Raw genomic sequence first — 12,871 nt, 5'->3', positions numbered from 1 at the left:
GCAGCACATGAAATTCTGGAAGAATCATTACGCACGAATAATTCACACATAGTTATGTAGGAAGGACTTCCCCCACATGATTCGTACCGCCATCATCGGCTACGGCAACCTGGGTCGCAGTGTTGAACAAGTTATTGCTGCGCAGCCCGATATGGAACTCGTCGGTGTGTTCTCACGCCGTGACTCGCTGGATACGGAGGCCCGTGTGTTGCCGGCGGGGGACGTCGAAAAGCACAAAGATGAAGTCGACGTGCTCTTCGTATGCCTGGGCAGTGCCACCGATGTGCCGGAACAAGGTCCTGAGTTGGCCAAACATTTCACCACCGTGGATACCTACGACAACCACCACGAGATCCCCGCATACCGCACGGCGATGGATAAGTCTGCGCGTGAGGGCGACAACATCGCGATGATTTCTACCGGCTGGGATCCGGGCCTGTTTTCCTTGAACCGTGTGCTTGGTGGCGCGGTCCTGCCGGGTGCTGATCAGATGACGTTCTGGGGCCCCGGCTTATCGCAGGGACATTCTGATGCTGTGCGTCGCGTACCAGGCGTGCTCAAGGGCGTGCAGTACACCAAACCAAACCCTGAAGCGATTGAAGCCGTCAAGCGCGGTGAGGGCGCGGATCTGAAGGGCAACGAGTGCCACCTGCGCCACTGCTTCGTGGTGGCAGAGGAAACGGGCGATGCTGCAGCTGATGAGAAGCTGAAGGACCAGATCCGCGAGACCATCGTGACCATGCCGGGCTACTTCGCGCCCTACGAGACGATCGTGGAGTTCATCACGGAAGCCGAGTTTGAGCGTGACCACCAAGGCATGCCGCACGGTGGCCAGGTGATTACGCGTGGCCAGTCTGGCACTTCCGGCCACGTGATTGAGTTCGGCTTGGAGCTGGAGCGCAACCCTGATTTCACCGCTGCGGTGCAGGTTGCGTACGGGCGCGCCGCATGGCGCATGAAGCAGGCTGGCCAGACTGGTGCCCGCACAGTCTTCGAGGTGGCGCCGTATTTGCTGTCAGCAGAACCGTTGGATGATCTGGTAGCGCAGAAACTCTAATCCCCGTAATGCGGGGGACGCTCCTCGCGATAGCGGGCAACGTCATCCAGTTCAGCTAGTTCTGGCGGGACGTCCTCGTCCAACTGGACCACACGGGCGCCATCCCAATCAGCGGACTGCTCAACCTGGTGAGGGTTGGGGCGGTCCGCTGTTCTGTCGTAATCAACAGCGCTAGACAGTCGCTGTGCGCGGCGCCGCTTCTTCATAGGCCTCGGTCTCCTCTACTGCACGCTGTATTTGCGTAGCTCTTCGATGAGATGGGCAACCAGAGGCGCAATGGTCAACAATCCATCACGGATCGCGGCGCGGGATGGCGCCAGGTTCACAATCACCGTGGAACCGGATACACCGCAAATACCGCGGGATGTGCACGCATCCACAGCACCACACGCCTGGCCGGAGGAACGCACAGCCTGCGCAACACCCGGAACCATCTGGTCAATGACAGCGCGGGTAGCCTCCGGCACCTTGTCACGCGGGCCCACGCCAGTGCCGCCGACGGTGACAACAAGGTCCACGCCACCCACCACAGCAGTCTCAATGACCTTGCGGATCTCAGACTTCTTCGACTTCACGCTAACCACGCCGTCGACTTTGAAACCAATTTCCTGCAGGAGCTCGTAGACCAGGCGATCCGACCCCTCATCAATAGCCCCACCCTGCTTGTGGTCGCTCACGAGCACCGCAATCGCACATGGCTGCGCTGGCACCTGCTCCTCTGCCTCCGCAGCAAGGAGGACTTCCTCATCGGGCTCACGGATGTCCAGCGAGTCGAGTGTGTTTGACATGGCGGGCTCCTCGTCGTGGGTGTATTTCAGTGGACACTGATACACGTTTATTAGTTCTGATAGAGAAATCTACTCTGAACTTAGGGTCACATCTACCGTTCTGGTCTCTTCAGATCCAGCAGAACGAACAACCAACGTGACGGTCTCCCCAAAATCGTGCGAGCGCGTTGCAGCAACGAGCGCATCAGAGGACTCAATCGGACGATCATTGATGCGGATGACCACGTCCCCTTCCTTGAGTCCTGCCTGTTCAGCGGGACTGCCCGGCTGAACCGCGCTAATCAAAGCACCATCGGAGACATGGCGGATATCCACCTGGACGCCCATCAACGGCTGGCGAGCCTGCCCTTCGTTGATCAGCTGGTCCGCGACTCGGCGCGCAAAGTTCGAGGGAATAGCAAAACCCAGACCAATAGAGCCACCCTCACCTGAGCTCTGAGAGAGCGAGGCGATCACAGAGTTCATACCAATGAGGTGGCCATTCATATCCACCAAGGGGCCGCCAGAGTTACCGGGGTTGATGGCTGCGTCTGTTTGAATGCCGTCCATGAGCGAGCTCTCTCCCCCGCCTTGGGCCGCGCGGACGGGTCGGTTAAGTGCGGAGACAATGCCCGTGGTCACTGTTGCGGACAAGCCCAGGGGTGAGCCAACTGCCACGACGGACTGGCCCACCGCGAGAGAATCCGAATCACCGAATTGGATGACGGGCAGACCATTAACGCCCTCAATCTGAATCACGGCCACATCCGTGTTCACGTCCGAAGCAACGAAGGACGCTGGGTGCTTCGTCCCATCATTCAACGTGACCACGAGCTCTGCTTGGCCGTCACCGGCTTCCGCTACCACGTGATGGTTGGTCAGCACCTTGCCATCGGAGGAGATGATGGAACCAGAGCCTTCAGACATCACGCGCGAGCCACTAATCAGCTCAATGGACACCACCGCGGGCAACACCGCAGCCGCGACCTGTTCAACAGAGCCGTCCGGAGCTGGTTCCTTACGGGTAATCACGGGAGCTTCCAACGCATTTTCTTCATTGCTGACACCAATGGTGGTGTTCTGCTCATTGCCGGTACCTGCCACCATTCCCGCGGTGTATCCGGCTGCTGCGCCACCCACCAGCGATGTAGCCAAGGCGAGTGCCACAGCTGCTCCGGCGCCGAGGCCCTTCTTCTGCTGTGGCGGGGTTGGGGGAACGTACGGCTGTGGTGGAGCACCATATGGCTGGTTGTAGCCGTAATAGTCAGGTGAAGTCATGGTGGGTTATTGTCCTCCGCCTTGCTGTGTCATCTCTTGTTCACATTCACGGCTAAGCGTAGTGCTTGCTGGACACTTACTGTGAGGGTTTATCCGTTGGTCGGCTGCCCGGGAAAATGATGCGGATGCGGGTTCCGCCATCATCGGATTCATCGACAGAAATGGATGCACCATGGCGTTCCAACACCTGTCGCGTGATGGCAAGGCCCAAGCCAGAACCGGGCATGGCGCGCGATTCCGCTGCGCGGTAGAAACGCTCAAATACCTTCTCACGCTCTTCGGGTGGGATGCCCGGCCCCGAGTCATCAATAATCAGCACAGCACGGCGCTTTGCCGCGCGTAAGCTCACGCGCACAACCCCACCTGGTGGCGACCACTTTGCGGCATTATCCAGCAAGTTCACTGGTGCGCGCGAAAGGGCCGGCACATCGGCATTGATCACCCAGGGGTCAAGACGTACACGGAACTCAATGTCCGGGCGACGGCGTTTCACGCGCTCAATCGAATCCGCAATGATCTCATCCAAGCGCGCTGGCTGGAGCTCCTGCTGTGGTGCACCTTCGCGGGCAAGATCCACCAGATCCCCAATGAGGGTGGACATTTCCTGCATCTGCGCCATCACATCGTTTTCCAGATCCGCCAAATCTTCCGGCGACATCGTGCCCACCTGGCCACTGCGGTGCAGCATCATGAGCAACTCAATGTTGGTGCGCATCGACGTCAGCGGTGTGCGCAGCTCATGGCCAGCATCAGCGACGAGCTGAGATTGACGCACGCGCGAATCATTCAGCGTTTCCATCATCTCGTTGAGTGATTCAGTCAGGCGCCCATACTCGTCCTTACCAATCACCTCAATGGGTTCGATCTCTTCTGTCGACACAACACTGTCGATGGAGCGACGCAGGCGCTCCAACGGGCGAACTGTCACACGCGCGATGAGCAGTCCCGTCAAGGTGGCCACGAATGTGCCCAAGCCCACGATGCCCATCAAGGTGGCCATGAGCCTGTCTTCCATCAAAGACAGAGTGCGCGAACTACGGCCCAGGGCCACCGTCGCTTCCTCCGAGCGCAGGACAGACACCCACTCCCCCGTGTACTCCAGGTGCGACCAATCGGGTTTCTGGCCCCGTCCTGCCATCCTGTCAATCGGCAGCGCATCACCAATGAAAGGTTCACGCAGCCCCGGCGAGACCGCCACGAGGTAGCCTGGATTATCCATGCGGAAATGCGTGACCAGTTCCTCAATGCGCTGGTCGCGGGCATCAATTTCCGGTGCCTCTGCTTCGTCGATGATGTCACGCGCCTGCCGCATGAGTGCGACCGTGCGCGCGTCCAACTCAAGAAGCTCGTTCTGCTTGATCGTGCCGGACACCGCGAAGAAAGACAGCAGGGCGGTCAGCCCCACCGCGAATGCCACACCGGCCGCTGCGAATGCCGCCACGCGCGCGCGTAACGACGACTTCGGTGGCTCATCCACCCACCCACCATCAGGCGCGCTGTACCCACTCAGCGCCCTTAAGATCACGGAGCAGTCTCCCGCAACACGTAACCCACACCACGCACGGTGTGAATGAGGCGAATTTCACCGCCTGCCTCAGTCTTGCGGCGCAGGTAGCCGATGTACACCTCGAGCGCGTTACCGGAGGATGGGAAATCATGGCCCCAGACTTCCTCCAGAATCCGCTGACGTGTCAGAACTTGGCGCGGGTTCTGCATGAGCAGCTGCAGCAGTGCGAACTCGGTGCGTGTCAGGGAAATGTGGCGGTCGCCCCGACGAACATCACGGGTAGCCACATCGAGGTACAGGTCCTCGAACTGCAGATCCGTGGTGGCGCTGCCCGTCTGCGCAATCGCATCAGCCCGTGCGCGACGCAGCAATGAGCGAACGCGGGCAAGCAGTTCCTCTAGCGCAAACGGCTTAGGCAGGTAATCATCCGCTCCCGCATCCAGGCCAGCCACACGGTCCGAAACACCATCGCGCGCCGTGAGCATCAGAATCGGGCGGTCATACCCAGAGGAACGAAGTTCCCGGCACACCCCCAGGCCATCCAGCTTGGGCATCATGACATCAAGAATTGTCAGGTCAGGCCGCTCCTGGTTAATCACAGCAAGAGCTTCTTCCCCATCGCGTGCCTGAACTACGTCATACCCATTGAATTGCAAAGAGCGACGCAGGGACTCACGCACCGCCTGCTCATCATCGACGACCAGAATTTTCATGCACCCATTATGACCATAAGAGTAAAGTCGCCGTACCTTGGTGCCCCCTAAAATGTGAAAAACATAAAAATAGCCACCGGAAAACTCCGGTGGCTTTACACGCGTGGCGTGATTTTTAGAACTGCTCGACGTCGATCAGACCAGCCTGAGCTGCCTTGACCAGGCGACGCGGGATGCGCACGGTCTGGCCGTCGATCTTCACTTCCTGCAGTGCGGCATTGTCTGCCTTCCACTGGGAACGACGGTGGTGCGTGTTCGAGCGGGATTTACGGAACTTTGGGGTTGCCATGGTGTTTCTCCTCCTTCGACCGGATCAGTAGGCGGTTTAGCTGTCGGACTTCTTCTTGCGGCGGGCCATCCCACCGAAGCGGCGGTTGAACTTCTCAACACGGCCGGCGGTGTCCATAACACGCTGAGCGCCGGTCCAGAAGGGGTGAGACTCGCTGGTCACGTCAACGACGATGAGCGGGTACTCATTGCCGTCTTCCCACTGGGCAGTACGGCCGGAGGTTGCGGTAGAACGAGTCAGGAACTGGTGGCCAGTACCTGCGTCCTGGAAGATCACCGGGTGGTAATCAGGGTGGATATCTTTCTTCATCTCTTCGTTTCCCTCAGGATTGATACTTCAGGTCGGTTCCAGCAGCCTTATTCATCCGCTGGATCGTGCCTGAGTTGGGTGCGAATTGGACTCGGAACATGTTACAGGTGAACTGCGGAATCACGAAATTGCTCCGGCTTGCTTAGCCATGATGCGTTCATCCCTACGCTTTGCCAACGGCTCGTAGACCATCCGCATCACCATTTCCAATGGCCCTCGCTCAAATTTACGGAGCCACACCACGCTCAACAGAACTAGGAATGCAGCGATGAGCACGAAGATCAGAAGGACCCAATAGGTGTAATGGGGCCCGCTGATAAGGCGGGCAACACCAAAGCCAAAGTCGTAGAAAATGACCGACGCGATGGCGTTCTGCAGCACATAACAGGTCAGCGCCATGCGACCGACAGCAGCAATTGGCTTACCGACGGCACCGAGCACGTTCTCTTTCTTCACATAGAACCAGGCAATGAGCGCGAGCAGACCGAAAGACACCACCGTCGAGGTGACGTAGCGCGTCAATGTGAAAGCGTTGATGGTGAAGATGCGCAGACCCCAGTCCAGAGGCAGACCGAGGCCGAAGCAATAGAGCATGACCTTGCGGCGCAACGCGGCACCATCCGGCTGGAACAGGCCCGCACGATACAAACGCGCGCCGAGCAGGAACACCCCGATACCCATGAAGAACATGATGGCCACTTCTATGCGACCACCCACGATGCCCTCTAGGCGGTACTGGACCATGCCCCAGTAACTCTCCGTCGAAAAAGCAGCACCGATATCTTCGGTGCCAAAGGCCTCTGTTCCCTGCCCCTCCACCGGCACCATGTTGTTGAGCAGAACCATGATGACCGCGAATGCCGTCATCACAAACACGTGAATGGACAGGCCTACCATCATCCACCATTTCTGAGCCTTCTCACTGCGCGCCAGAATCGGCGCGACAGCTAGGGCTGTGAGACCGTAACCCATGAGGACATCGAACTCGAAAATGAAGATGTAGTTGAGCAGACCTTCAACGACGAGGATGCCGGCGCGCCACATGTATCCGCCCGGCCACGGCAATCCCTGACGCTTCCGGCTTTGGCGCTGAATTTCCACACCAATGCCAAACATGATGGTGAGCAGCCCAAGGAATTTGCCGTCCGTAATGAGGTACAGCAGGGACTCAATCAGCCACGGAATGAAGGGGATCCCGGCCCCTTTAGAGCCGCCGATAAAGCCCCATGCTTCCGCAGCAATGGAACGCTCCGGGAAGATCGCTGAAAAGAGATCGTCGGAAGTGGAGGCGAAGATAGCAATATTGGTCAGCAGGGTGCCCAGGATGGCTAGTCCCCGCGCAACATCAAGGGCAACGATGCGCTGATAAACCATGCGGAAGAAGATAACAAAAGCGATTATGAAATCACTGCCTCGACGTGTAGTGTTGACTCTCGCTGTTGTCGAAGTACACGTAAACGCTTTAGTCAACCGGTGACGTGTGGCGCCATCAAGCTACCAGGCCATCCTCACTTTTAGGCCTTTAACCAGCAACGAATGTGGCGTCCATCTATAGTCCCCCTGACTTTAAAGCGGCTAGGAGAAAGAAGTAACCATGTCGGCACATTGCCAGGTCACGGGAAAGAAGCCGTCTTTCGGCAAAACCGTGTCCCACTCGCACCGCCGCCACTCGCGCCGTTGGAACCCCAACGTGCAGAAGCGGAAGTTTTACCTGCCCTCTGAGGGCCGCAGCATCACGTTGAACGTATCCACGAAGGGGCTCAAGATCATTGACCGCGACGGCATCGAGTCCGTCGTTGCAGCGATCCGCGCCCGAGGGGAGAAGATCTAGCACATGGCACGCAATGACATTCGCCCCATCATCAAGCTGAAGTCCACTGCGGGCACCGGCTTTACGTACGTCACCCGTAAGAACAAGCGCAACAACCCGGATCGCATCACTTTGAAGAAGTATGACCCGGTTGTGCGTAAGCACGTTGAATTCCGCGAGGAGCGATAAATATGGCGAAGAAGTCCAAGATCGCTAAGAACGAAAAGCGCAAGGAGATCGTCGCGCGTTACGCTGAGCGCCGCCAGGAGCTCAAGGCGATCATCCGTAACCCGGAGACGTCCGACGAGGACCGTCTCGAGGCTCAGTTTGAGCTCAACCGCCAGCCGCGCGATGCCTCCCCGGCTCGCGTCCGTAACCGCGACTCGCACGATGGCCGCCCCCGCGGCTACCTCCGCAAGTTCGGTCTCTCCCGTGTTCGTATGCGTGAGATGGCCCACCGCGGCGAGCTGCCGGGCGTCCGTAAGTCCTCGTGGTAATCAAGGGAGTCTGTAAACATGAAGCGCAATAACAACCGTAAGGCGCGGATGGAGCAGTCCCGCCGCCCGAAGAAGAACCCGCTCAAGGCCAAGGGCATCGAAGCTGTGGACTACAAGGACATTGAGACCTTGCGTCTGTTCATCTCCGATCGCCACAAGATCCGCTCGCGTCGCGTCACTGGCCTGACGCCGCAGCAGCAGCGCCAAGTCGCTACCGCTGTGAAGAACGCGCGTGAGATGGCTCTCCTGCCGTTCACCAGCCGCTAAACCCGCTGGTTTTCGCCTAGAGCTTCGACAGTCTTCAGCGCCCCCTCCCCCAAGGAGGTGGGCGCTGAAGTGCTTTTTGCTTGGTCTACGTCCACCCTCGGGCAACCATTAGGTAAGTTGTTTTGTTAGTCCACAACCATTCTTTAGGAGGAGCGCATGGCACGAAGCGTTGGCCGCCCGCGGAAATCATCACCGCGCCGCTCTGGTGTTACCGCACGCGAAGAAATCCTCGACGCTTCAGCAGAACTGTTTACCAAACAGGGTTTTGCCACCACCTCCACCCATGAGATCGCTGATGCTGTGGGTATGCGGCAGGCGTCGTTGTACTACCACTTCCCCTCCAAAGCGGATATCTTTTTGGAGTTGCTGAAGAGCACGATTGAGCCGTCGATAAGCTTGGCGGAAGATCTGGCCGCCTCTGATGCCACACCTAGCTTGAAATTGTGGGCGCTGGTGGCAGCGCAAACGCGCATTCTGCTGTCCTCGAAGTGGAACATCGGCCGGCTGTATCAGCTGCCCATTGCCATGTCAGAAGAATTCACCGAATACCACGAGCTGCGTGGCACCCTGGAATCTATTTTCCGTTCCCTGGCCGCTGAGATTGTTGGGGATGATGATCCGCGGATTGACCTGCCGTTCCACATGTCTCTCGCAGCTGTGGAATTGCGCGACAACACTGGTAAGGCCCCGTACCCCCTGGTGACGGATGCGTTGCCCTCCCCTTCTGTGGTTCTGGCTGATGCAGTGCTGGATGTATTGCACACGCCACTGCCGGAGGACCGTGGCTACCGCACCATTGATCTGCTGGAGCACACCACCCGTTAGCAATGCGCGGCCGGCGCGGTGTCTAGCGCTGGACGAATGAGTGCGGCGAGTTCACTGGCCATAGCTTGGCCGCTAGCGTAGGAGCCATCAGCTGCGCGCACAGCTAAGGCGATAGCAACATCCCGGCCCGCTTCATCCTGCACGAGGCCGAACTGACGCACCTCATAGCCGCCATTCTCCGCTGATGGGCCCCAACCACCTTTGAACCGCGCAGCAGGAAGCGTGCCCAGCCCATAGGACTGTCCTGGGGCAATAGACCCCATGAGTTCCAGCACCTGCTCTGCCCCGTCCACACAGCGCATATGCGAAGCAAATCGAGCCTGTTCGGTCACTGTCCACTGGGTTTGGCCGAAGGGTGAGAACTCCGCCCGGACGTACTGGCGTTGCACTGTAATGGGCACCGTACCTTGAGCCAGAACTGCTTCCACGGCCTCAGGGCTCGTGCTGTTCCATAACATCATCGCTGCCGCGTTATCTGATGACTGAATAGCTAACGCCGCCTGGCTCGCGAGCCCCGGGTTCTCCTTGAGGGCCGCGATGGCGATAGGAACTTTGATCGTGGACCATGCCGCAAAGCCACCGGCATCGCCTGCAGTGTATTCCCCGGCAGCGCCAACGATTGCTACCTCAGCCACTCCCCCGTAGGCCTGCACTACCTCGGCTACTGCCGCATCAAGGGCAGCTTGTAATTCCGCCGAAGGATGCGGTGTGGCTTCTTCGGTGGGTGGCTGCGTGGGTTCAGGGGACGGTGTCCCAATATCCGGTTGCGGCAGATGTTCTTCCGTCATGCTACTTACCGTGGGCCCAATAGTGCACGACGGCAGGCAGGCTACAAGCCCGACTGCCGCCATACACGCGATGAGACGACGCACTAGTGGATCTTCACCACTGCGTTGTTACCACCCCGGCACACAACATTCGAGCCGTCCTCACTGCACCGCATGGTGTAAGTCTTGTCCGTCACCGAGCTGTACACGTCATGCAGTGTGATGTTTGGGTCACCGTCATACTCAGCCTGGAAGGCGTCATAGACCGCCTGCGCAAAACTCTGGCTGGTGACGGAAGAACCCGGCTCAAACAAGGAGTAGTCCTTCTTATCCTTCTTCTTCTTCTCACTCACATCGGTCGTCTTCGTCACCGTGGACTTTGAGCTCTTCGAGCTGGTGTCCTTGCTTCCGCTATCATCAGCGCCTTCCTCAGACTTCTGAACGGTCAACGCAGGCCCCTCAGAGGAATCATCAGAATCGCCCGACATCAGGTAATACGCTCCGAAGCCGAGCAAACCAAGGAGCAACAGCCCCACGATGCAGATCAGAACGATCAACCCGGTGTTGGATTTCTGCTGGGGTTGTTGCCAATACGGATCAGTCACGATACGTCGTGTCCTTCGTCTCTGCGGGGCAGACTCTAGTGGGAGAAGTGGCGGGTGCCGGTCAGGTACATGGTCACGCCGGCCTCATTGGCAGCTGCGATGACTTCCTCATCACGGATGGAACCGCCGGGCTGAACCACGGCCTTCACACCAGCATCCGCGAGGATCTGGAAACCATCGGCGAAGGGGAAGAACGCATCGGAGGCAGCCACTGCGCCGTTGGTGCGGTTACGGCCCTCATCGAGCGTGTTCGCGCGATCAACAGCGAGCTTGGCCGAATCCACGCGGTTAACCTGGCCCATGCCCACACCGACAGCTGCTCCTTCGCTAGCGATGAGGATGGCGTTGGACTTCACACAACGGATCGCGTTCCAGGCAAACTCCAGATCCTTAAGTGTTGCCTCATCCGCAGCTTCACCAGCGACGAGCTCCCAGTTCTCCGGCTTATCGCCCTCAGCCTGGTAAATGTCACGGTCCTGAATGAGCGTACCACCGGAAATCTGCTTGATCTCCTTGCCTGCACGCTCCGGCTTCTCAGCGGTGAGGATGCGCAGGTTCGGCTTGGTCTGCAGCAGCTCCAGAGCGTCATCCGCAAAGCTCGGCGCGATGATGACCTCGGTGAAGACTGGGTGGACCTGCTCCGCCATCTCCAGGGTGACCTCACGGTTGGAGGCAATCACACCGCCGTAAGCACTGACTGGGTCGCAGGCATGAGCCTTCGCGTGGGCTTCCGCGATGGAGTTCTCAGACACCGCGATGCCGCACGGGTTCGCGTGCTTAATCACAGCAACGCACGGGCGCTCATGATCCCAAGCCGCACGCCATGCCGCGTCCGCATCCTGGTAGTTGTTGTACGACATTTCCTTGCCACCGTGCTGCGTAGCACCGGCCAGGCCCGTGCCGTCAGAGATCAGGCTGGCTGCCTGATGTGGGTTCTCGCCGTAGCGCAGGGTGGTGGACTTGTCGGTCTTGCCCAGCTGTTCGGTGAACCAGGTGGACACGGCTGCGTCGTAAAGCGCGGTGTGCGTAAACGCATCAGCGGCGAGCTGGCGGCGCTGATCCTCATCGAAGCCACCTGCCTCGATTGCCTCAATGACCTCGCCGTAACGCGAAGGATCAACCACCACAGCTACCGACGGGTGGTTCTTCGACGCCGCACGCACCATGGACGGGCCGCCGATGTCAATCATCTCCACGACCTCATCAAAGCTCGCGCCGGAAGCAACGGTGTCCTCGAACGGGTACAGGTTCACCACAACGAGATCGAACGGCTCCACCCCCAGCTCCGCGATCTGCTTCGCGTGCTCCTCCTTGCGCAAGTCGGCGAGAATGCCAGCATGCACGCGCGGGTGCAGCGTCTTCACACGGCCCTCCAGCACCTCCGGGAAGCCGGTGAGCTCAGCCACCTCCACGACGTTCGCGCCCGCATCCTTGATGCGCTGCGCCGTCGAACCGGTGGACACAATCTCAACACCTGCCTTAGCCAATGCTGCTGCGAGCTCTTCCAAGCCCGTCTTATCAAAGACACTGATCAGGGCGCGCTTAATCGGTTTACGGGTGCTCATGCGGTGAACTCAACCTTTCCAGTCATGGTGCTGTTGGCAGTGCGTGCGCGCTTGAGTGTATCCACGATCAAAGCCCGCTCCACTTCCTTAATCCGTTCGTGCAACTCTTCCTCAGTTTCCCCTTCACGCACATCCACTGCACGCTGGGCAATGATCTGGCCCGTGTCCACACCCGAATCGATGTAGTGAACCGTGGTCCCCGTGACCTTCACGCCGTACGCCAAAGCATCACGCACAGCATGCGCACCAGGGAAAGCAGGCAACAGGGCCGGGTGAGTGTTAATCAGAGTGCCCTCAAAGCGCTCTAAGAACTCCTCCCCCACGATCTTCATAAACCCGGCGGACACAACCACATCCGGATTCACGCTGGCAACAGTGTCCCTCAAGCGGATATTCCACCCACTCCGATCGCCGTCCAGCTGCACCACTTCGGTGCGAATACCCGCCTTCCGAGCACGATCGAGCGCCGGACATTCCACATCCGCAACAACAAGATCAACGCTATAGGGTCCGCGGTTATCAATGATCGCCTGCAACAACGTCCCGGAACCGGAAACCAAAACAGCTACAGAAATACACCCAGAGGCCTGTGAAGAGTCTGTCACGCCTACCGAG

The 12,871-nt window shown here is 58.8% G+C and carries 18 protein-coding genes; 6 read left to right on the top strand and 12 right to left on the bottom strand.

Annotation, left to right across the window (positions count from 1 at the left end; translation table 11 throughout):
- The first annotated feature begins 76 nt into the window (after positions 1-76).
- Entirely contained in the window at positions 77-1,057 is a 981-nt protein-coding gene (locus tag QP968_RS05110) for a diaminopimelate dehydrogenase (protein ID WP_284855331.1), read from the top strand.
- Here the strand turns inward: QP968_RS05110 and QP968_RS05105 are convergent.
- From QP968_RS05105 to QP968_RS05070, 8 genes are all read right to left on the bottom strand, one after another.
- On the bottom strand, positions 1,054-1,263 hold the full coding sequence (locus QP968_RS05105) for a hypothetical protein (RefSeq protein ID WP_284855330.1): 210 nt from the start codon (positions 1,261-1,263) through the stop codon (positions 1,054-1,056). The genes QP968_RS05110 and QP968_RS05105 overlap by 4 nt on opposite strands.
- A gap of 15 nt (positions 1,264-1,278) precedes the next feature.
- Positions 1,279-1,845 carry a MogA/MoaB family molybdenum cofactor biosynthesis protein gene (locus QP968_RS05100; RefSeq protein WP_284855329.1) on the bottom strand — a complete coding sequence of 189 codons (567 nt, stop codon included), beginning with the start codon at positions 1,843-1,845 and terminating at the stop codon, positions 1,279-1,281.
- A 69-nt stretch (positions 1,846-1,914) separates the two neighbouring features.
- Positions 1,915-3,102 carry a S1C family serine protease gene (locus QP968_RS05095; RefSeq protein ID WP_284855328.1) on the bottom strand — a complete coding sequence of 396 codons (1,188 nt, stop codon included), beginning with the start codon at positions 3,100-3,102 and terminating at the stop codon, positions 1,915-1,917.
- Positions 3,103-3,178: 76 nt separating this feature from the next.
- On the bottom strand, positions 3,179-4,579 hold the full coding sequence (locus QP968_RS05090; protein WP_284855327.1) for a HAMP domain-containing sensor histidine kinase: 1,401 nt from the start codon (positions 4,577-4,579) through the stop codon (positions 3,179-3,181).
- Positions 4,580-4,623: 44 nt separating this feature from the next.
- Positions 4,624-5,322 (bottom strand): response regulator transcription factor, encoded by a 699-nt coding sequence (locus QP968_RS05085; protein ID WP_284855326.1) that lies wholly within the window; start codon positions 5,320-5,322, stop codon positions 4,624-4,626.
- 115 nt (positions 5,323-5,437) lie between these two features.
- Complete coding sequence (rpmF, locus tag QP968_RS05080; protein WP_034664006.1) at positions 5,438-5,611, bottom strand: 50S ribosomal protein L32; 174 nt, start codon at positions 5,609-5,611, stop codon at positions 5,438-5,440.
- Between the two features lie 36 nt (positions 5,612-5,647).
- On the bottom strand, positions 5,648-5,920 hold the full coding sequence (locus tag QP968_RS05075) for a type B 50S ribosomal protein L31 (RefSeq protein ID WP_034664008.1): 273 nt from the start codon (positions 5,918-5,920) through the stop codon (positions 5,648-5,650).
- A 120-nt stretch (positions 5,921-6,040) separates the two neighbouring features.
- On the bottom strand, positions 6,041-7,294 hold the full coding sequence (locus tag QP968_RS05070) for a DUF418 domain-containing protein (protein ID WP_284855325.1): 1,254 nt from the start codon (positions 7,292-7,294) through the stop codon (positions 6,041-6,043).
- A gap of 220 nt (positions 7,295-7,514) precedes the next feature.
- Between QP968_RS05070 and rpmB the strand changes: the two genes are divergently transcribed.
- The 5 genes from rpmB to QP968_RS05045 all read left to right on the top strand — a co-directional run bounded on the left by rpmB (position 7,515) and on the right by QP968_RS05045 (position 9,319).
- Positions 7,515-7,751 (top strand): 50S ribosomal protein L28, encoded by a 237-nt coding sequence (rpmB, locus tag QP968_RS05065; RefSeq protein WP_284855324.1) that lies wholly within the window; start codon positions 7,515-7,517, stop codon positions 7,749-7,751.
- 3 nt (positions 7,752-7,754) lie between these two features.
- Positions 7,755-7,919 (top strand): 50S ribosomal protein L33, encoded by a 165-nt coding sequence (rpmG, locus tag QP968_RS05060; RefSeq protein ID WP_006841072.1) that lies wholly within the window; start codon positions 7,755-7,757, stop codon positions 7,917-7,919.
- 2 nt (positions 7,920-7,921) lie between these two features.
- Entirely contained in the window at positions 7,922-8,227 is a 306-nt protein-coding gene (gene rpsN, locus QP968_RS05055) for a 30S ribosomal protein S14 (protein WP_102724433.1), read from the top strand.
- Between the two features lie 18 nt (positions 8,228-8,245).
- Positions 8,246-8,494 carry a 30S ribosomal protein S18 gene (gene rpsR, locus QP968_RS05050; RefSeq protein WP_005291360.1) on the top strand — a complete coding sequence of 83 codons (249 nt, stop codon included), beginning with the start codon at positions 8,246-8,248 and terminating at the stop codon, positions 8,492-8,494.
- 156 nt (positions 8,495-8,650) lie between these two features.
- Positions 8,651-9,319: a TetR/AcrR family transcriptional regulator gene (locus tag QP968_RS05045; RefSeq protein ID WP_284855323.1), complete on the top strand. Its 669-nt coding sequence runs from the start codon at positions 8,651-8,653 to the stop codon at positions 9,317-9,319.
- On the opposite strand, the gene QP968_RS05040 is transcribed toward QP968_RS05045, so the two are convergent.
- From QP968_RS05040 to purN, 4 genes are all read right to left on the bottom strand, one after another.
- Positions 9,316-10,107, bottom strand: a complete 792-nt coding sequence (locus QP968_RS05040; RefSeq protein ID WP_284855322.1) for a serine hydrolase — start codon at positions 10,105-10,107, stop codon at positions 9,316-9,318. The two genes, QP968_RS05045 and QP968_RS05040, sit on opposite strands and share 4 nt — an antisense overlap.
- 83 nt (positions 10,108-10,190) lie before the next feature.
- Entirely contained in the window at positions 10,191-10,691 is a 501-nt protein-coding gene (locus tag QP968_RS05035; protein ID WP_284855321.1) for a hypothetical protein, read from the bottom strand.
- 35 nt (positions 10,692-10,726) lie between these two features.
- The gene (purH, locus tag QP968_RS05030) at positions 10,727-12,256 is read right to left on the bottom strand and encodes a bifunctional phosphoribosylaminoimidazolecarboxamide formyltransferase/IMP cyclohydrolase (protein WP_284855320.1); all 1,530 of its coding nucleotides are present in this window, start codon (positions 12,254-12,256) and stop codon (positions 10,727-10,729) included.
- Complete coding sequence (gene purN, locus QP968_RS05025) at positions 12,253-12,861, bottom strand: phosphoribosylglycinamide formyltransferase (RefSeq protein WP_284855319.1); 609 nt, start codon at positions 12,859-12,861, stop codon at positions 12,253-12,255. Before purN ends, purH begins: the two co-directional genes overlap by 4 nt.
- Between the last annotated feature and the right edge of the window lie 10 nt (positions 12,862-12,871).

The sequence above is a fragment of the Corynebacterium sp. MSK041 genome (genome assembly GCF_030232265.1).
Lineage (GTDB): Bacteria > Actinomycetota > Actinomycetes > Mycobacteriales > Mycobacteriaceae > Corynebacterium.
This window is presented reverse-complemented; position numbering and strand designations above follow the sequence as displayed.

Excerpts from the sequence above, each read along its gene's own strand:
- QP968_RS05045 (WP_284855323.1), top strand. The coding sequence starts at position 8,651 with ATGGCACGAAGCGTTGGCCGCCCGCGGAAATCATCACCGCGCCGCTCT.
- QP968_RS05095 (WP_284855328.1), bottom strand. The coding sequence starts at position 3,102 with ATGACTTCACCTGACTATTACGGCTACAACCAGCCATATGGTGCTCCA.
- QP968_RS05075 (WP_034664008.1), bottom strand. The coding sequence starts at position 5,920 with ATGAAGAAAGATATCCACCCTGATTACCACCCGGTGATCTTCCAGGAC.
- rpsR (WP_005291360.1), top strand. The coding sequence starts at position 8,246 with ATGAAGCGCAATAACAACCGTAAGGCGCGGATGGAGCAGTCCCGCCGC.
- rpmB (WP_284855324.1), top strand. The coding sequence starts at position 7,515 with ATGTCGGCACATTGCCAGGTCACGGGAAAGAAGCCGTCTTTCGGCAAA.
- QP968_RS05105 (WP_284855330.1), bottom strand. The coding sequence starts at position 1,263 with ATGAAGAAGCGGCGCCGCGCACAGCGACTGTCTAGCGCTGTTGATTAC.
- QP968_RS05040 (WP_284855322.1), bottom strand. The coding sequence starts at position 10,107 with ATGACGGAAGAACATCTGCCGCAACCGGATATTGGGACACCGTCCCCT.
- QP968_RS05085 (WP_284855326.1), bottom strand. The coding sequence starts at position 5,322 with ATGAAAATTCTGGTCGTCGATGATGAGCAGGCGGTGCGTGAGTCCCTG.
- purH (WP_284855320.1), bottom strand. The coding sequence starts at position 12,256 with ATGAGCACCCGTAAACCGATTAAGCGCGCCCTGATCAGTGTCTTTGAT.
- QP968_RS05100 (WP_284855329.1), bottom strand. The coding sequence starts at position 1,845 with ATGTCAAACACACTCGACTCGCTGGACATCCGTGAGCCCGATGAGGAA.
- QP968_RS05070 (WP_284855325.1), bottom strand. The coding sequence starts at position 7,294 with ATGGTTTATCAGCGCATCGTTGCCCTTGATGTTGCGCGGGGACTAGCC.
- rpmG (WP_006841072.1), top strand. The coding sequence starts at position 7,755 with ATGGCACGCAATGACATTCGCCCCATCATCAAGCTGAAGTCCACTGCG.
- rpsN (WP_102724433.1), top strand. The coding sequence starts at position 7,922 with ATGGCGAAGAAGTCCAAGATCGCTAAGAACGAAAAGCGCAAGGAGATC.
- QP968_RS05110 (WP_284855331.1), top strand. The coding sequence starts at position 77 with ATGATTCGTACCGCCATCATCGGCTACGGCAACCTGGGTCGCAGTGTT.
- rpmF (WP_034664006.1), bottom strand. The coding sequence starts at position 5,611 with ATGGCAACCCCAAAGTTCCGTAAATCCCGCTCGAACACGCACCACCGT.